Origin of the sequence: Sphingomonas fuzhouensis (assembly GCF_034659795.1) — a bacterium.
Classification (GTDB): Bacteria; Pseudomonadota; Alphaproteobacteria; order Sphingomonadales; family Sphingomonadaceae; genus Sphingomonas; species Sphingomonas fuzhouensis.
In genome coordinates this window covers 26,270-43,062 of sequence record NZ_JAXSQY010000013.1, presented here as the reverse complement: position 1 = coordinate 43,062, position 16,793 = coordinate 26,270, and the positions used below count along the sequence as shown (strand labels likewise).

Genomic DNA, 16,793 nt, shown 5'->3' with positions numbered 1-16,793 from the left:
CGACGCGACCCGTCCCTGTTGCTGGTCGCCAAGAATTTTGTCGGGGAGGGATGGGAGAAGTTTAGGCCGGTATTTTCGCGACGATGGCGAACGGCCGCGCCAGCGTCAGGCGCATCCGTTCAGGACCTTTCTCCCATGGCGCACCGAGGGGCCCGACCTATGGTGAATGGAAGGCCCAAGGGCATGAAGGGGGATCGATGGAAGCCGACCGGGCGCTCAACCTGCTCGACGACATGATGTGGCAGGCGCTGATGGTCGCCGGGCCGGTCCTCGTCGCGACGCTGGTCGTCGGCGTCGTCATCAGCGTGTTCCAGGTCGCGACCCAGATCCAAGAAGCGACGCTCAGCTATGTGCCCAAGATCCTGGTCGTCGCCGGGCTGATGATCCTGCTCGGTCCCTGGATGATGACGCGCGTCACCGATTTCGCGCGCGGGCTCTACCTTGCCATCCCGATGCTCGTGAACTGAAGGGGCGGACGGGCATGGACGCTCTGGTCGGACAGGCGGTGGCGACGCTGCTGCTGACGCTGCGGATCGTGCCGACGCTCGCCTTTGCGCAACCCTTCACGCTGATCCGCATCCCCGGCCTTGTCCGCGTCATCCTGGCGATCGCGCTTGCGGGCTGGCTGGTCGCAGCCAATCCGGAGGCGACGTGGCGCATGGCCCCGCCGCCGGGCGGTCTGCTGGCGATCGCGGGGGGTGAATTACTGCTCGGTATCGCACTCGCCCTGGCGCTCCAACTCGCCTTTGCCGCCCTGCTCGTCGCGGGGCGGACGATCGACATTCAAGCAGGCTATGGTCTGGCGGTGCTGGTCGATCCCGCGACCCGCGCACAATTGCCGCTGATCGGCACGATCCTCGCCTATGCGGCGGGCGCGATCTTCTTCACGACGCAAGGCCCGGCGCGGCTGCTCGCGGTGTGGAGCGCCTCGGTTCGGCGGGTGCCTTTGGGCAGCGCGCTGGGGCGGATCGATCCGCAAATCCTGATCGGTTACGTCTCGGGCGTGTTCCTGCTCGCGCTGGGGCTGGCGGGACTGGTGTTGGTCGTGCTGCTCATCCTCGATCTCGCCATCGCCTTCATGTCGCGCACCCTGCCGCAAATGAACGTCCTGCTGCTGGGGTTTCAGGTGAAGACGCTGGCCACCCTGATCCTGCTGCCGATCGCACTGGCGCTGTCGGGTTCGCTGTTCGCGACGATCCTGGAATACGCTTTCGACACGATGAATGCGCTTGGCGACGGAATCGGCTGACACCATGGCCGAACAGACCGAACAGAATCGCAGCGAGGCGCCGACCGAGTTCAAGCTCAAGAAGGCGCGCGAAAAGGGCACGGTCGCGCGCAGCGTCGAGCTGGGCTTCCTCGCCACCCTGGTCTCGGTCGCCGCGTTCGTGCTGATGGCGGACAAAGGGCTGATGAGCACGCTCGCCCATGCGATGCGCGTATCGCTGTCGGGCGGAATCGCGCGCGCGGGCGAACCGGCCGGCGTGGCGCCGATGCTGGGCGAACTCGGTTGGCAGGTGGTCGCACCGATCGCGCTGCTCGGCGGTATGATGGCGGCAATCGTAATCACGCTGGAACTGATCCAGCTTCGCGGTTTCCTGCTGACCTTCCATCCGCTCAAGCCCGACTGGAGCCGCCTCAATCCCGCCAAGGGGATCAAACGGCTCTTCTCGATGCGGATGCTCAAAGAGACGCTGAAGAGCATCGTCAAATTCGCGCTCTACGCCGCCGCGACCTGGTTCGTCGTCCGCTGGGCGATGGCGCGCTTTGCCAAGACGGCGAGCGACGGCGAGCGCCTGCCCGCCATGCTGCAGGCGGCGGGGATGCGTCTGGTCTGGACCTTCCTGCTCGTCGCGGTCGCGGTGGCGATCCTCGACCAGATCATGGTCCGGGGCGAGTTCACCAAGCAGATGCGGATGAGCCGCCGCGAGGTCACGCGCGAGGCGCGCGAACGCGAAGGCGAACCGCGCCTGAAGCAGCGCCGTAAACAGCTCCACCGCGAAATGATCCAGCAGGGCCAGGGCAGTCTGGCGGGCGCCGACATGCTGGTCGTCAACCCCGAGCATTTCGCCGTCGCGCTGCGTTACGACGAAGCCGCGATGGTCGCGCCCGAGGTCGCGGCCAAGGGACGTAATGCCCACGCCCTGGCCTTGCGCGAAGAGGCGTTCCGCCGAGGCCTGGCCGTCATCGCCGACCCGCCGCTCGCCCGCGCGCTGTTCCGCGCCTGCCCGGTCGGCGGCACCGTTCCGCCCGACCGCTACGAGGCGGTCGCCACCCTCTATATCGATCTTCGCCGCGCCCAGGCGGCGGCCGAGCAAGGCTGACCCGACATGTCGAACACCACCGCCGCGCCCCGCCTGCCTTCCTTGCCCAGCGGCAACCGCGACCTTGCGCTGGTGGTCGCGACGATCGGCATCCTCGTCATCCTGTTCGCGCCGATCCCGCCCGCGCTGCTCGACCTGGCGATCATCGCCAATTTCGGGCTGGGCCTGACCATCATGCTGCTGACCTTTTACGTCGGCAAGCCGGTGGAGTTCTCGACCTTTCCCTCGCTGCTCTTGGTGGCGACGCTCTATCGCCTGTCGCTCAATGTCGCGGCGACCCGGCTGATCCTGACCGGCGGCGATGCGGGGGCGGTGATCGGCTCGATCGGCGCCTTTGCGGTGCGCGGCAATTTCGTCATCGGCCTGGTCGTCTTCGCGATCCTGGTCGTCGTGCAATATGTCGTCGTCACCGCGGGCGCGCAGCGCGTGTCGGAGGTCGCGGCGCGCTTCACCCTCGATTCGATGCCGGGGCAACAGATGAGCATCGACGCCGATTTGAACATGGGTCTGATCGACCGCGACGAGGCGGTGGCACGACGCAAGGCGCTGGAGAAGGAAGCCAGCTTCTACGGCGCGATGGACGGTGCATCGAAATTCGTGAAGGGCGACGCGGTGGCGGGCATCATCATCCTGCTCATCAACATCATCGCAGGGTGGATCGTCGGGGTCAGCCAGATGGGTATGGACTGGACGCAGGCGCTCAGCCACTTCACGCTGCTGACCATCGGCGACGGCATCGCCACCCAGCTGCCCGCGCTCATCATCTCGATCGCGACGGGCATCATCGTCACCCGCTCCGCCTCCGACCGCGAATTGTCGACCGAGATATTCCGTCAGCTCGGCTCGGTCCCGCGTATCCCGCTGATCGTCGCGGCGGTGCTGGGCGCGCTCCTGCTGCTGCCCGGTATGCCGAAATGGCCGATCGCGGTGATCGGGGCGCTCGCCTTTGTCGCCTGGTGGCGAATCCGCAAGCGCGCCGCCGAACAGGCCGCGCAGCCGGTGGAGGAAGAGATCGCCGCCGAATCCACCGCCGCGCCGCCGCTCGAAATCCGGCTCGGTGACCAGCTGTCGACGGCCTGGGCGGGCGAGGGCGCGCTGGTGATGGAGCGGATCGCCAGCCTGCGCCGCACCCATGAGGACCAATTCGGCCTGCCCTTCCCCGCCGTCCGGCTGGAGGATGGCGCGGGGCTGGGCAGCCATGAATATGAGATTCGGCTGTTCGGGGCGCGTTACGGCGCGGGCACGATTCACGCCGACCGGTTGCTGGCGGTGACGGGCTCGGGGCAAAAGCCGGTGCTGGAGGGAATCGAGACGATCGACCCTGCCTTCGGCCTGCCCGCCTGGTGGATCGAGCCCGCCCAGAGCGATGCCGCCAAGGCCGCCAACTGCACGATCATCGACCCGCTCACCGTCCTCGCCACCCATTTCGGCGAGATCGTCCGGGGCGAGGTGGGCACGCTACTGACCCGCACCACCGTCGTCGGGCTGCTCGATGGGGTACGCCGCCGCCAGCCGGGCCTGATCGAGGAACTGGTGCCCCAGACGCTGTCGGTGTCCGACGTTCAGCGGGTGCTCCAGTCGCTGCTGTCCGAAGGCGTCTCGATCGCCAATCTCGACCTGATCGTCGAGCATCTGGTCGATCTCGCGCGGACACAGAAGGACCCGGCGGAACTGACCGAGCTGATCCGCCAGCGGATGAACTATGCCATCTGCCATGCCTTGCGCGGACGCCATCCCGACCTGGCAGTGCTCAGCCTGGACCCGCGTGTCGAGAACCAGCTGTCCGCCAGCCTCGGCGCAGCGGCGGGCGGCGCGTCGATGGCGGTCGAGCCGCGCCTTGCCGAACAATTGATCCGCCGCCTTATCCCCCTGACCGAAGAGATGTTCCGCCAGGGCCGCGCCCCGGTCCTGCTATGCGGAGCCGAGCTTCGCCGCCATCTGAAGGCGCTGACCCGGCGCAGCCTGCCGACCCTTTCCATCCTGTCGGTGGCGGAGATTCCGATGCGCATCACGCTCAAATCCTTCGACATCGTCCGCCTCGAACAGCAAGGTTGACCTGCCATGCCCGATTACGACCAGCTTGCCGCCTTCCTGAAGGCCGATCCCGACAACGCGGCGCTGATCGCCGACATGGCGCGTGCCGCGCTTGATGCCGGGCGCGCGGACGAGGCGGCGGCGCTCGCCGCCCGCCACCGCGCGCTGGCGGGGCCGACCCCGGCGATGGATCATGTCGCGGGGCTGGCGGCGATGGCCGCGCAGGACTGGCCCGCCGCGACGACGGCGTTCCGCAATCTGCTCGACAAGGGCGTCGACCAGCCCGCCGTGCGGTATAATCTCGCATGGTCGCTGATGATGACCGGCGACAAGGACGCCGCGCTCGCCAGCCTGGACGACGACACCGCGCACCACATTCCCCAGGCGGCGCAACTGCTGGTCGGCCTGCTCCACGAACGCGGCGAGATGGAGCGTGCCGAGGCCGTCGCCCGCAACGCGGTCGCACGCTTTCCCGACCATCGCGGGCTGAACGCAGCGGTGTCGACGCTGGCGATCGACCTGGCAGACCTGGACCTCGCGCGCGAGACGGCCGCGCGGGCGGGCGGCCATCCCGAAGCGCTGGTGACCCAGGCGACGCTGGCGCTGGAGGAGGACAATATCGCCGATGCGGGCGCGTTGTTCGAGGCCGCATTGACCCGCCACCCCGATAGTCCCCGCGCGCTGGTCGGGCGCGGGCTGGTCGCGCTGGCCAGCGATCGCCGCACCGACGCGCTCGCCGATCTCGATCGCGGCGCGGCGCTGTTCGGCACGCATCTGGGCTCGTGGATCGCGGCCGGATGGGCGCATGTGCTGGCGGGCGACACGGACGCGGCGCGGGAGCGCTTCGAACGCGCCGCCGCGATCGACGACAGCTTCGCCGAAGCGCACGGTTCCCTCGCAGTGCTCGACCTGATGGCGGGGGATGCGGCGGCGGGACAGCAGCGAACCGCGATCGCTCAACGGCTGGACCGCGAAAGCTTCTCGGGCGCGCTGGCGGCGGCGATGCTGGCGGCGGGCGGTGGCGACCGCGACAGGGCCGAGCGGATCGTCACGTTGGCGCTTTCTACCCCGATCGACGGCCAGGGCCGGACCATCGGCCAGGCACTGACCCGGTTGGGGGCTTTTTAGGGACGATGGACCATTCTGAGTAATGCCCCCCCATTCCTCCCCTGCAAGGGGAGGTGGCAGGCCGAAGGCCTGACGGAGGGGTGTCCCTGGTCGTAAGGTCGGCCAACACTCGCACCGGGGACACCCCTCCACCATCCTTCGGATGGTCCCCCTCCCCTTGCAGGGGAGGAATGGGCTGAATGTCACTCTATCCCTAACCCTCGCGCAAGGCGGTGGCGGCACGGTCGATCATCGCGCCGCCGCCCGGCATCTCCGCGATAATGCGCAGCACATCGTCGAGCACCGCGCCGAACGCCGCGTCATTGGCGACCGCATCGCCCAGTTCCTCGGCGAGCAGCGCATGGACCACCGCGCGCCGCCGATCCTCCTCGCCCAGCGCGTCGAACCCCGCCATCGCCCGCAGCCGGTCGAGCGGTCGCGGATCGGTACGCGTGGCGGCCGACCGCCCGACACGCCGCTGCCCCGCCTTGGCCAGTTTCTCGCGCAGCAACAGCAGGACATGCTCGGTGCCGGTGATCCGCGTCACGGGGTCGGCCCTCTCCCGCCCAGCTGACCGAGCAGGAACGAGGTCGCCGATGCCTCTTCGACCGGCGCGGTCTCGGTCACGGGATTGGCGACGAGCCCGCCGCATTGCGCGATGATGAGGCCCATGTCGCGATTGAGCGGCGGATTTTCGGTGTTGGCGGCGATCCCGGCTTCGAGTTCGCGGATGGTCTCCGGGAAACGGTCGTGGATCAGATGGGTCAGCCCGGCGACGAAATGCGCCAGATAATGATCCTCGGGCAGCGCCGATAGCGGCTCCCAGGTGGCCAGCGCCCGCGCCGGTTCGGCCGAGGTCAGCTCGAAAAAGCCCAGCTGGAAGCGCGCGAGGTGAAAATCCGGGGCCAGCGCCACCGCCCGCGACAGCGACGCATGCGCCTCGATCGGCCGCGCGCTGCCCGCCAGGAACGATCCGCGCAGGAAATGCAGCCGCGCATCGTCGGGATAGGCGTCGATCAGCCGCTCGGCCAAGCCGATCTCCTCGCCCGTGCCGGTTTCCGCCACCGCGATCAACCGCGCCATGTCTTCGTCGCCGCACATCAGCATCATGTCATCTCCTGTAGCCATTTAGGCGCTGCCGCAACCGGCCGATCGCGGCGGCGTGAATCTGCGACACCCGGCCCTTGGTCAGGCCGAGCAGATCGGCGATCTGGGTGAAGCTGACCCCCGCCTCATAATGCTGGCGGATGATCCAGCCCTCGCGCTCGGGGAGGTCGGCGATGCCGCGCGCGATCAGCACCTGGAGTTCGCGCCATGCGAGACTCTGATAGGCATCAGGGCGCGGGTCGGATGCATCCTCGCCGACCGGGATCGCACTACCCTCGATCATGATCCCGAGCGCCAGCCCGGCGGCCAGCGCGGCCAGTGCCGCCACCGGGTCGGTCTCCTCATGCTCGGCGTCGGTCAGCGAGCGGGCGCGGTCGACCTCCTGTCGGCGGCGCTGGCACCAGGCGGCATCGATCTCGCTCATCCGTGCGACACCGTCCGCCACGCTGCCGACGATCCGCCGCCGGGCAAAGGCGCCGAACGGGATGCCCCGCAGCGGGTCGTAGCGGTCGATCGCCTGGAGCAGGCCCTGATAGGCGAAATGCTCCATGTCACCCAGCTCGGCTCCGTGCGGCGGACGGCGGCCATGCTGCCGCCGGGCGATGGCGCGTGCCAAGGCGCGATAGCGGGTGAAGATGAGGTGGCGGCACCCCGTCTCCTTCTCGAAGCGAAGCCGTCGCCACAGCGATGCCTCGGCCCGCGGCGGAACCACCACGATCTCCAGGCCCGCGCGTGGCTTCATCGAAAGCTGCCGAGCACTCCCTGAAGGACCAGCCCCCAGCCATCGATCAGGACGAACATCAGGATCTTGATCGGCAGGGAAATGGTCGCCGGGGGCACCATCATCATGCCCAGCGCCAACAGGATCGACGCGACGACCAGATCGATCAGCAGGAAGGGCAGCAGGATCACGAAGCCGATCGTGAACGACACGCGCAGTTCGTTGAGGATGAAGGCGGGCGCGAGCTTCAGCGTCTCGACATCCGCCGCCCGGCGCGGCAGCGGCGTCTTGGCGATGGCGTAGATCGATTCTAGATCGGCGTCGCGGGTCTGCGCCAGCATGAAGCGGCGCAAGGGGGCCACGCCCGCCGCCATGGCCTGCTCCACGCCGATCCGCCCGGCCATCATCGGTTGCAGCGCGTCGGCGTTGATACGGGTGAGCGTCGGCGACATGGTGAAGGCGGTCAGGAACAGTGCGAGCGCGATCAACACCGGGTTGGGCGGCGTCTCCGGCATCCCAAAGGCATGGCGGACCATCGACAGCACGATGACCGTGCGCACGAAGCTGGTCATGCTGATGACGATCGCGGGGATGACCGCCAACAGCGTCAAGATCAGCGCGGTGCGAACCACGTCGTTGCCGATGACGCCGCTGGGCAGCATTCCGCCCGCCAACGGCGCGGCGACGACGAGTGCGATCACGACGCCGTCTCCCGCGCGGGCGAGCGACGCAGCACCCGCTGGGCAGTGGCCGAGGACAGGATCAGGAAATCCTCATCGTCGCAGCGGAACAGGCAGATATCGGCATGGGCGCTGATCCGCCGGGTTTCGATCACCGCGATCCGACGCTCGGGCACCGCCTGCCACCGGCGCAGCGCGGTCCAGTCGATCCGACCGCCGCCGCGTTTCAGCAAAAGAGCCGCCGCGCCCGCCAGCAACAGGCAGACGAGCAGCGCCGACACGATCCGCCCGAGCGACACGTCGAGCGCCCCGCCGCCGCCCAGCCGGGCGGGCGCGGCGGCGAGCATCGTTACCAGGCTCACGGCCATCAGGCTCACTGGGGCCATTCGACGATCTCAGCCAGACGCACGCCGAAGCTCTCGCCGACGGCGACCAATTCGCCCCGCGCCACCGCGACGCCGTTCAGCCGCAATTCCACCTGCCGGTTGAGCGCAGCATCGAGCGTAACGACCGATCCCGGCGACAGCGCGGTCAGCGCGCCGACGCTCATCCGGCTGCTCCCCAGAAAGGCGTCGAGCGCGACTTCGACGGTGTCGATCAGCTTGGCGCTGACACGGGGCGGGATGGCGGTGATGGTGTCGGTCACGGGATACTCATGCTGGGGTTGCGGCTTGGACGATGTCGAGAAAGGGCGGGTCGGCGGCGGCGACACGGGCGGTACCGCGCGACAGGGGATGGCCATCGACCGCGAGGGGCACCGGCGCGGCGAGCGGGCGGTCGAGTATGATTACGTCGCCGATTTCCAGCGCGCGCAGATCGGCAACGCTGAGTTCGGCGCGCCCGACCGCCGCACTCACCGCGACCTCGATGGCGGCCAGCGCGGCCGCGCCCGAGCCGAGCGGCAATGCGGGCGCTGGCGGCAGGACACGCAAAACAAGCGCCGCGAACAGCGCATCGGTCAGCGCGAGCCCCAGATGCAGGGGCGGCGTGCCGATCGTCGCGACCCAGCCCGGCGCGCGAACAACCGGCCGCCATTCAGCGGTCGGCGCCATCGCGACGGCCTGCACCAGTCGGGCGCGCAGGTCGCCGAGGCAATCCTCCGCCACCTCTTCCAGCAAGGCGCGGTCGGGCGCGGCGCGGTCCTTCGCCTCGACACCCAGCATCCGCGCACCGACCTGGACCATGGTATCGGCCGTGGTGCCGAGCATCAGCCCTGCCTCCAGCGACCGCCACGACCAATCGCCGCGGCCGTCGCGTCGCAACGACGACAGGCGCAGCGGCTCGCCCGCGAACCAGCGTGTCGACCAGGGTTCGATCGACTCCGCCAGCAGCGCACGCAACGAGGCGGGCGGCACCGTATCGGCGGGCAGCCAGGGTCGCGCGTCGGGCGTCATCCCTGCCCCCGGATACCGAACAGCTGCTGGATCATGTCGTTGGAAACGCTGACGATCTGCGATGCGGCCTGAAAGCCGCGCTGGATCAGGATCAGGTCGCCGAATTGCTGCGACAGGTCGACATTGGACGCCTCCAGCCGCTTCGATCGCACCTGTCCGACACGGTGGTCCTCACTGGCCAGCAGCATATGCTGGGCGTCCCGCGCCGCCGCGAACACGCCGTCACGCTGTTCCAGCGCCGTGGGATCACGGAAATCGGCCAGGGCGATGGCACCCAGATCGACCTTCTGCCCGTTGGAATAGGACAGCTGGAGCCGCCCGCCGGAATCCGCCGCCAGCCCCGTGACCGTACCCGCGCCATAACCATCGACCTTGGCCGCGCGCAGCGTCGACACGTCGCCGCCGGAGAAGGACGTGACACCGCTCGAAAAGTCGAACGCGACCGTCAGGCCCGATGTCGTGTCGGTGAAGTCGAGCCTGGTGGTGGTGGGGTCGACCGAACCGCCCGAGAATTTCAGCGTCTGGGTGCCGATCGCGACGCCCTTGTCATCGGTCACCGCAACCGACCAGGCGTTGCTGCCGGTGCTGGTGTCCTTGGTGAATTTGGCGGTCCAGCCATGGGACGTGCCACTGGCATCGAAGACCTTGATATCGCTGACCGTGAAGCTCGACGCGCTGGACGACAGATTGTCGGCGAACGTCACGGTGGCGGTCGGCTTGGGCGCGCTGGTACGGCGGCTGTCGATCGACAGGCTGACGGCGCGGCCGTCACCGTCCAGCGTCGCCAGCCGGTAATTCGTGCCCGCCATCACGACATAGCCGTTCGGGTCGACCTCGAAACTGCCGGTGCGGGCGTACAGGGTACGGTCGCCGTCGAGCAGCACCAGGAAACCGTTGCCGTCGACCGACAGGTCGAGGTCGCGGTCGGTGGTGCGCAACTCGCCCTGCTTGAAGTTGAGCGTACCATCATTGACCGCGACACCGTGGCCGCCGCTATCGCCCTGCCCGGTCATCGCCATGCCGCCGCGATCGGACTGGCCGTACAGATTTCGGAAGCTGACCGTCGCGCCCTTGAACCCCGTGGTGTTCAGGTTCGCGACGTTGTTGCTGACCTGTTGCAGGCCCTTGGAATAGGCGTTGAGGCCGGACAGGCCGACATAGATCGCACCGAACATCATTCATTCTCCCTGACCTGCGCGATGCTGCCGATCGCGATGCCACTCACCGTTCGCTTGTCGTCGGTCTCGATGGTCAGCGTCGGCGTCCCACCCGACAGCGCGATCGCGGTGACGGTGCCCGACAGCGTCGCCGAGCCTGCCGGTATGTCGACCCGCCGCCCCAGCAGCCCGGTCGCCTGGCTGATCGCCTGTGCACCGACCAGGGCCTGCAACCGGTCGTTGGTCGCCTGCCCCTGCTGCACCTGGCTGAACTGCGCGAGTTGCGAGACGAACTGGAAATTATCCATCGGCTTCAGCGGGTCCTGATAGGTCAGCTGGGTCAGGATGATCTTGAGCAGCGCGTCGAAGCCGAGGCCGAAGGCGCTGGATGCCGCCTGGCCGGAGCCCGCATCGGCGGACGATGTCGAAGTCTGGGTCGAAGTCTGGGTCGCAGAGGTGACGGACGAGGTCTGCATCAGCGAGGTTCCTGATGTGCGAGGCGCGCGGCCGCGTTGACGGAAATGTGCGCGGGCGCGTAGCCATGCGCGGAGAGGAATGCCGCCATCTCCTCGGCCAGCACGGTGCGGTCGCGCTCGTCGAGGCCGGCGACCCGCGCCGCGACCTCCATCCCCTGCGCCGTGGCGTGGAGCGCGACGGCGGCCATCGCGTTCATCGGCGGGGTGGGCCGTCGTGCGGGCGCGGGGGCTGCGGCGCCTTCCGCGCGACCTGGTGGCGATTCTTCGATAGGGCGAGGTGCGGTCGATAGGGGCATCCTGGCCGCGAACGCATGGTATGGGGCGGGCTTTGTCCCAGAGGTCGGTGCCGCCGGATTCCTGACGAGAGACGGGCGCGAATCCCCCTCTCCGGCTATCAAGACGGGACAGTCTTTCATGACCGATGGTCTGGCCTCCGGGACGACCGAGACCTCGGCCGCGCCTGCGGGCACCGGCGCGGGCTCAGTTATGATGGCCGGTTGCAAAGGGATGGGCACGGCCCAGGCTTGTGCGGTGCCGAAGAACCCGTCCCGATTGAACGGGTGTGCATAAGCGTCGCGAGATGGTGGCGCAGAGGTCATCAACAAATCAGCAAAAGCGGGTAGCGCCGCGCCACATGCAGCACCCGCGATGGCGGGCCGCAGCGTCGCGTCGCCGCTCGGCACCAGATCGGTGAGGGGCGGGATCATCGCGCGCTCCGGCGAAACGTCTCGCGGTCGGCGAGCGTGGCGAGCAATCGTTCGTCGGCTCGGTGCCGGGCCCGCCGCCGTGCGGCGGCGGCCTGCGCCTCGATAGCCCGGCGGCGGGCATCCTCGGCTTGCCAAGTCGCGGCTGACTGCGCCACGGCCTGTTCGGCATTCCCCTGCGCAGCCTCGGCATCGGTCAGTGCCGTCGCCCGCGCCCGGACTTCGCCAGCGAGCAGGCTGCCCAGCATGGGATCGAACCGGTCCGCCATCTGCCGATGCCATGCCGCCTCCGCCGCGACGAGCGCCAGACGGGCCGCATCGCGCGCCGCGATTGCCTCGCGCTCGGCCCGGATCGCCGAGGCGTGGCGTATACCGGACTGGTCGACCCGCGCGCGCACCGCGGTCAGGCAGTCGACCAGCATCGTCACCATCTGGTCAGCCATGCCGCCCACCCCGGCCCAGCATGGCCAGCCGCCGCACCGTTTCGGCGATCGGGCTGCGTTCATCCTGCCCCTGGCGCAGAAAGGCGTTGAGGCCATCGCGCCCCGCGATCGCGGCGTCGATCGCGGCGCTGGTCCCCGCCTGATAGATACCGCTCTGGATCATCACCCGCGCCTCGTCATAGGTCGCGAGTTGGCCTGCGACGGCGCGGGCGGCGGCGGCATGGTCGCGCGTGACGAGGCGGGATGCCTGACGGCTGATGCTGCGGGTCGCGTCGATCGCGGGGAAATGCCCCTGATCGGCAAGACGGCGCGACAATATGATATGCCCGTCGAGCAGCGACTTCATCGTCTCCACGATGGGATCGTCCACATCATCGGTTTCGCTCAGCACCGTCATGACCGCCGTGATCGCCCCGCCCGAACGGACCGCGCCGCACCGCTCGACGAGGCGGGGCAGGCTTGCGAAGACATTGGGGGTATAGGCGCGCACGGTGGGCGGCTCGCCTGCCGCAAGCCCGATTTCGCGCAACGCCATCGCCAGCCGCGTCACCGAATCGATGACCAGCAGCACATGCTCCCCGCGATCACGCCAATATTCGGCCAGGCACAAAGCGGTCGACACGCACCGCGCGCGCATCGCCGCGCTCTCGTCCGAAGTGGCGGCGACCAATGTGCAGCGATCGGCATCCGACCGCCGCGAAAACGCGCGCCAGAAGCCTTCCACCTCGCGGCCGCGCTCGCCGACCAGGCACAGGACATGACGGGTGGCGGATACCTGGGCGACGAGTTGCTCGACCAGGCCGGTCTTGCCCACACCGCTTGCCGCGACGATGCCGATCCGCTGTCCCTTGCCCAGCGTCAGCAGCGCATCGATCGCGCGGATGCCGGTTTCCAGCACCGTATCGGGTGCGGTCCGGTCCAACATGTCGGGTGCGATCCCGCGCGCCGGTCGATATGCCGTCGCGCGGATCGCCGAACGACCGTCCAGCGGGCGGCCGAGCGCATCGATCGCACGGCCGCCATAGCCGTCACCGACCCCGACCTGTCCGCCATGGGGCGCGGGCCAGACCCGCGCGCCGATCGAAACGGGTGCGCCGTCCTCGACCGGGACCAGCACCAGGCCGTCCTCACCCACTGCTGCCACCTCGGCCAATTGCCCGGTCGAACCGACCCGACAGAGATCACCCACCCCCGCCACGGGACCACTCGCCTCCATCCTGCCGGGCGTGACGCGGCGCACCTCGCCATATGGCACCGCCAACTCGGCCTCGGCGATCCGGGCGAGGAAGGGATGCGTCGTCATGCGGCGGCCATCTCGTCGAGCAACCGCGCCAGCCCATCCCATTGCCCCGGCACGTCGAGTTCGACCTGCCCCAGCCGTACCGCGACCCGGCACGCACCGGAGGGCAGGTCGCGGTCGATCGCAACGGTCGCGCGCGCACCTGCCTCGCGAACCGCCGCGTCGAGCGCTTGGCTATCGGCGAAATCGGCACCGCTGACCTGCACCGACAGCAGGACGTCGTCACGGAGCATCGCCAGATGCCGGGCGAGCGCCTCGATCACCATCGCCGCCATCGCGTCGGTCCGTGCAAATATTCGATCGAGACAGGCGCGCGCCAAGGCGGCGGCCAGGCCATCCATCGCGGTCAGTCGCGCATCGAACTGCGCCAGCGCCGCCGTCACCCCGCGCGCGATGGCGGCGACACGCTCCGCCTCACGCGTGTCGGCGGCGGCCAGTCCGGCACGGCGGCCTTCCCCCAATGCCTCTTCGCGCACTGTATCGAGCCGTTCGCGCGCCTGCGCCTCGGCCCGTGCGATGACGCCCCGCGTCTCAGCCAACTCGGCCGCCAGCGCATCGCGCTCGGCCTGAAGCAGGGCGAGCGCCTCGTCACGCGGATCGATCAGGATCGCGGTGAGGGGCGGCGGGCTGGTGAGTTGCCGCACCCTGCCCGTGCCGCCGGCCTGTTTGATGACCGCCATCGGCTTACCCCCGCCGCAGCGCATCACCGAGCCGCGCGAAGAGCGACGGGCTGCGATGGGGTGTCCCGACCGGTGCGACCGGCCCCGCGACACGGAGCAGCACGTCGCGGGCGGCCGGGGTCATCACCGTATCGGTCGGATTGGCCCCGATGCGCGCCATGATATCGGCGGCGTAACATGGGGCCATCACGGGCGCGGGGATATCCAGCGCGCCCTCGACCCGACGCCGTTCGGACGCGGTCAGCCGCGACAGGATCGCCCGTCGATCGGCGGGCGACACGGCGCGTAGCCGTTCGATGAGCAGGTCGAGCGGGTCCTCAGCGCGCAGCATAGCCGTCCCCGTCGGTCAGGGCGAGCTGGCGTCGCAGCGTCTGGACGAACGCTTCCTGCTCATCCGCCGACAGATCGCGCGCGGGCCGGGGGCGCAAGCGCGCCGCCAACACCATGGCGATCAGCGCCGCCGCGCCCGCCCAGAGCCACCATGGTCCCCAGGCATCGCCGCTCGGCGCGGCCACCGGGGCGGCGGGGACGACGAAGCGGCGCGGCTGGCCCTTGCCCGCCAGGGATGCGGCAGGGGTCGTGGCGATCATCGGGCCAGTCTCGAACAGCAGGACATCGCCCGCTGCATCGTCGAGCCCGGCGGCGGGCCGGATCGCCACCGTCAGCGCGTCCTGCGTCGTCTGGTCGAGCGGCGACGGGGTGACGATCGTCATCCGCAATCGGAAATTGCGCCCCTCACCCGTCTCGCCGGGCGTCCAGCGCGCAGGGTCGACCACCCCGTCCGCCTGCGGCAAGGCCTGGACGCGCAGTTGATAGCGCAGGTCGGGCCGCGCCGACTCGATCGCGGCCCGAGCGCGGGCGCGATAATATTGCTCCACCGCCGCGCGGGCCTCGCCCTCGACGGAGTGGTCCTCGCCCTGCGCCGGGTCGACCAGCGCAGCCTGGCTGACCACCCGCCCTTCAGCATCCAGCACAACGACGCGCGCAGCGGGCAGGTCGGAGACCGACGCCGAGACCAGCCGCTGTATGCCCGCCACCATCGCCGCATCGGGCATGGCTGTCCCGCGCATCTGCACCGTCACCGCCGCGCTGGGCTCGGTGCGGTCGTCGCGGAACAGCGCGCGTTCGGGCAGGGCTAGGTGGACCCGTGCGGTCTCAACCCCGTCCATCAGCATGATCGTGCGGACCAGCTCTCCCTGCAACGCGCGCTGATAATTGATCTTCTGCGCGAAGTTGGTGAGGCCCATGTCGGACTTGTTGAACAGCTCGAACCCGATCTGCCCGGTGGTCGCCGCATCCGAGCGGACCAGCGCCAGCCGTGTCGCATCAGCCTCAGCCGACGGCACCAGCACCGTGGTCCCGCCGTCCTTCAGCTCATAGGCGGTGCCGCGCTTGTCGAGTTCGGCGACGATCGCCGCCGCCTCGCCCGGCCGGACGTGATCGGCCAGCACCGTGTAGCTGCCCGACAGGAACCAGTAATAACCCGCGCCGAGCAGCGCGACGACGCCCGCAAAGATGCCGCCGATCACCAGCCACTGACGGCGGCGCGAAGGATCGACCGCGCTCATAACTGCATGTTCATGAGTTCGCGGTAGCCCTCGACCAGGCGGCCCCGGACCTGCATGGCGAGTTCGAGCGACAAGCGCGCCTCCTCCAGCGCCATGGTGACGTGATGGACCGGCACGCTGTCATCGACCGCGAACTGGCGGACCAGCGCGTCGGCACTTTGCAACTTGGCGTCGACCACGCCGATGCCGTTCATCAGCATCGCGCCGAATCCACCCATCGGCGCTGCCGTCGCGGGCCATGGCGCGACCGGCCCAAGTTGCAGGGCGAGCGGCGACGCGCCGACGCTGGGCAGCGGAGGAATGGCCTCGATCGTCACTGCTGCTTCCCCAGGTCGAGCGCGCGGGCATAGATTTGCTGGGCGATGCCCATCGCGGTCAGGTTCGCCTCGTACGCGCGGGCGGTGCGGATCATCAGCGCCATCTCGCCCGCCTGGTCGATGTCGGGATAGGTCACGAACCCTTGCGCATCGGCGTTCGGATGGCCGGGTTCGTGCACGCGGCGGACACCGTTCGCGACCGGCTCCAGTCCCAGCGCCGACACCCCAGACACGCGCGCGTCACGCTGGACCAGACTGCGGAAATCCCCATTGGTGCGAGCAGGCCCCGACAGCAGCCGCATCGCGCGATAGGATTGCCCGCCCGCCGACTGGCTGGTGTTCATATTGGCGATGTTCTGGGCGATGACCTGAAGACGCTGCCATTCGACGTCCAGCCCGGTGCGGCTGATCTGCGCGGCCTGCATCTCAGCGCCCCCCCGCCAGCGCGGCGCGCATCAGCCCCATCTCGCGGCCCAGCACATCGACCAGCGCGGCATAGCGCATCGACGTGGCCGAAGCGGTCGCCAGTTCGAGGTCGAGCCGCGCCTCGTTGCCGAACGCAGGGAGCGCCGCCGTCACCCGGTCGGGCCGAACCGCCGCGACCGCCGCCGCGCCCTGCCCCGCTGCGGCGCGTAAGCGGTCCTCGAAATCGACGCGGACGGGGCGATAGCCGCGCGAACTCGCATTGGCGATGTTGGCCGCGCTCGCCTCCACCCGCGCGGTCAGGCCGTCCAGGGCCTTGGCGATGATCAGCGGGGTCAGCGCGTCCACGTCTCTCTCC

At 69.2% G+C, this 16,793-nt stretch carries 23 protein-coding genes; 5 read left to right on the top strand and 18 right to left on the bottom strand.

Annotated elements, in window-relative coordinates:
• Positions 1 to 197: 197 nt before the first annotated feature.
• From fliQ to U1H82_RS18205, 5 genes are read left to right on the top strand one after another with little or no spacing between them, the layout of a single operon-like run.
• Complete coding sequence (gene fliQ, locus U1H82_RS18225; protein WP_322966412.1) at positions 198 to 467, top strand: flagellar biosynthesis protein FliQ; 270 nt, start codon at positions 198 to 200, stop codon at positions 465 to 467.
• 14 nt (positions 468 to 481) lie between these two features.
• Positions 482 to 1,249: a flagellar biosynthetic protein FliR gene (locus tag U1H82_RS18220; RefSeq protein WP_322966411.1), complete on the top strand. Its 768-nt coding sequence runs from the start codon at positions 482 to 484 to the stop codon at positions 1,247 to 1,249.
• Between the two features lie 4 nt (positions 1,250 to 1,253).
• Entirely contained in the window at positions 1,254 to 2,324 is a 1,071-nt protein-coding gene (locus U1H82_RS18215; RefSeq protein WP_322966409.1) for an EscU/YscU/HrcU family type III secretion system export apparatus switch protein, read from the top strand.
• Positions 2,325 to 2,330: 6 nt separating this feature from the next.
• Positions 2,331 to 4,379: a flagellar biosynthesis protein FlhA gene (locus U1H82_RS18210; protein ID WP_322966408.1), complete on the top strand. Its 2,049-nt coding sequence runs from the start codon at positions 2,331 to 2,333 to the stop codon at positions 4,377 to 4,379.
• 6 nt (positions 4,380 to 4,385) lie between these two features.
• Positions 4,386 to 5,486, top strand: a complete 1,101-nt coding sequence (locus U1H82_RS18205; protein WP_322966407.1) for a tetratricopeptide repeat protein — start codon at positions 4,386 to 4,388, stop codon at positions 5,484 to 5,486.
• A gap of 193 nt (positions 5,487 to 5,679) precedes the next feature.
• Here the strand turns inward: U1H82_RS18205 and U1H82_RS18200 are convergent, their stop codons facing one another.
• From U1H82_RS18200 to U1H82_RS18115, 18 genes are all read right to left on the bottom strand, one after another.
• Positions 5,680 to 6,012, bottom strand: coding sequence for a hypothetical protein (locus U1H82_RS18200; RefSeq protein ID WP_322966406.1), 333 nt, complete (start codon positions 6,010 to 6,012; stop codon positions 5,680 to 5,682).
• Positions 6,009 to 6,575 carry a tetratricopeptide repeat protein gene (locus U1H82_RS18195; protein ID WP_322966405.1) on the bottom strand — a complete coding sequence of 189 codons (567 nt, stop codon included), beginning with the start codon at positions 6,573 to 6,575 and terminating at the stop codon, positions 6,009 to 6,011. The genes U1H82_RS18200 and U1H82_RS18195 overlap by 4 nt, the downstream gene beginning before the upstream one ends.
• Before the next feature lies 1 nt (position 6,576).
• A complete protein-coding gene (locus tag U1H82_RS18190) occupies positions 6,577 to 7,314 on the bottom strand; it encodes a sigma-70 family RNA polymerase sigma factor (RefSeq protein WP_322966404.1) in 738 nt (245 codons plus the stop codon).
• Positions 7,311 to 7,994, bottom strand: coding sequence for a flagellar type III secretion system pore protein FliP (fliP, locus tag U1H82_RS18185; protein WP_322966403.1), 684 nt, complete (start codon positions 7,992 to 7,994; stop codon positions 7,311 to 7,313). The genes U1H82_RS18190 and fliP overlap by 4 nt, the downstream gene beginning before the upstream one ends.
• Positions 7,991 to 8,341: a hypothetical protein gene (locus U1H82_RS18180; RefSeq protein ID WP_322966402.1), complete on the bottom strand. Its 351-nt coding sequence runs from the start codon at positions 8,339 to 8,341 to the stop codon at positions 7,991 to 7,993. Before U1H82_RS18180 ends, fliP begins: the two co-directional genes overlap by 4 nt.
• 5 nt (positions 8,342 to 8,346) lie before the next feature.
• The gene (locus U1H82_RS18175) at positions 8,347 to 8,619 is read right to left on the bottom strand and encodes a FliM/FliN family flagellar motor switch protein (protein WP_322966401.1); all 273 of its coding nucleotides are present in this window, start codon (positions 8,617 to 8,619) and stop codon (positions 8,347 to 8,349) included.
• 7 nt (positions 8,620 to 8,626) lie between these two features.
• Entirely contained in the window at positions 8,627 to 9,367 is a 741-nt protein-coding gene (locus U1H82_RS18170) for a FliM/FliN family flagellar motor switch protein (protein WP_322966400.1), read from the bottom strand.
• Positions 9,364 to 10,545, bottom strand: a complete 1,182-nt coding sequence (locus tag U1H82_RS18165; RefSeq protein ID WP_322966399.1) for a flagellar hook-basal body complex protein — start codon at positions 10,543 to 10,545, stop codon at positions 9,364 to 9,366. The genes U1H82_RS18170 and U1H82_RS18165 overlap by 4 nt, the downstream gene beginning before the upstream one ends.
• The gene (locus U1H82_RS18160; RefSeq protein WP_322966398.1) at positions 10,542 to 11,000 is read right to left on the bottom strand and encodes a flagellar hook assembly protein FlgD; all 459 of its coding nucleotides are present in this window, start codon (positions 10,998 to 11,000) and stop codon (positions 10,542 to 10,544) included. The genes U1H82_RS18165 and U1H82_RS18160 overlap by 4 nt, the downstream gene beginning before the upstream one ends.
• The gene (locus U1H82_RS18155) at positions 11,000 to 11,197 is read right to left on the bottom strand and encodes a hypothetical protein (protein WP_322966397.1); all 198 of its coding nucleotides are present in this window, start codon (positions 11,195 to 11,197) and stop codon (positions 11,000 to 11,002) included. The genes U1H82_RS18160 and U1H82_RS18155 overlap by 1 nt, the downstream gene beginning before the upstream one ends.
• Positions 11,198 to 11,703: 506 nt before the next feature.
• A complete protein-coding gene (locus U1H82_RS18150; RefSeq protein WP_322966396.1) occupies positions 11,704 to 12,147 on the bottom strand; it encodes a hypothetical protein in 444 nt (147 codons plus the stop codon).
• Positions 12,140 to 13,450 (bottom strand): FliI/YscN family ATPase, encoded by a 1,311-nt coding sequence (locus U1H82_RS18145; protein ID WP_322966395.1) that lies wholly within the window; start codon positions 13,448 to 13,450, stop codon positions 12,140 to 12,142. Before U1H82_RS18145 ends, U1H82_RS18150 begins: the two co-directional genes overlap by 8 nt.
• Entirely contained in the window at positions 13,447 to 14,127 is a 681-nt protein-coding gene (locus tag U1H82_RS18140; protein ID WP_322966394.1) for a FliH/SctL family protein, read from the bottom strand. The genes U1H82_RS18145 and U1H82_RS18140 overlap by 4 nt, the downstream gene beginning before the upstream one ends.
• Before the next feature lie 4 nt (positions 14,128 to 14,131).
• Positions 14,132 to 14,458, bottom strand: coding sequence for a hypothetical protein (locus tag U1H82_RS18135; RefSeq protein WP_322966393.1), 327 nt, complete (start codon positions 14,456 to 14,458; stop codon positions 14,132 to 14,134).
• Positions 14,445 to 15,695 (bottom strand): flagellar basal-body MS-ring/collar protein FliF, encoded by a 1,251-nt coding sequence (gene fliF / locus U1H82_RS18130; RefSeq protein ID WP_322966392.1) that lies wholly within the window; start codon positions 15,693 to 15,695, stop codon positions 14,445 to 14,447. The genes U1H82_RS18135 and fliF overlap by 14 nt, the downstream gene beginning before the upstream one ends.
• Positions 15,692 to 16,012, bottom strand: coding sequence for a flagellar hook-basal body complex protein FliE (fliE, locus tag U1H82_RS18125; protein ID WP_322966391.1), 321 nt, complete (start codon positions 16,010 to 16,012; stop codon positions 15,692 to 15,694). The genes fliF and fliE overlap by 4 nt, the downstream gene beginning before the upstream one ends.
• Positions 16,009 to 16,437 (bottom strand): flagellar basal body rod protein FlgC, encoded by a 429-nt coding sequence (locus U1H82_RS18120; protein WP_322966390.1) that lies wholly within the window; start codon positions 16,435 to 16,437, stop codon positions 16,009 to 16,011. Before U1H82_RS18120 ends, fliE begins: the two co-directional genes overlap by 4 nt.
• Before the next feature lies 1 nt (position 16,438).
• Positions 16,439 to 16,783: a hypothetical protein gene (locus U1H82_RS18115; RefSeq protein ID WP_322966389.1), complete on the bottom strand. Its 345-nt coding sequence runs from the start codon at positions 16,781 to 16,783 to the stop codon at positions 16,439 to 16,441.
• Between the last annotated feature and the right edge of the window lie 10 nt (positions 16,784 to 16,793).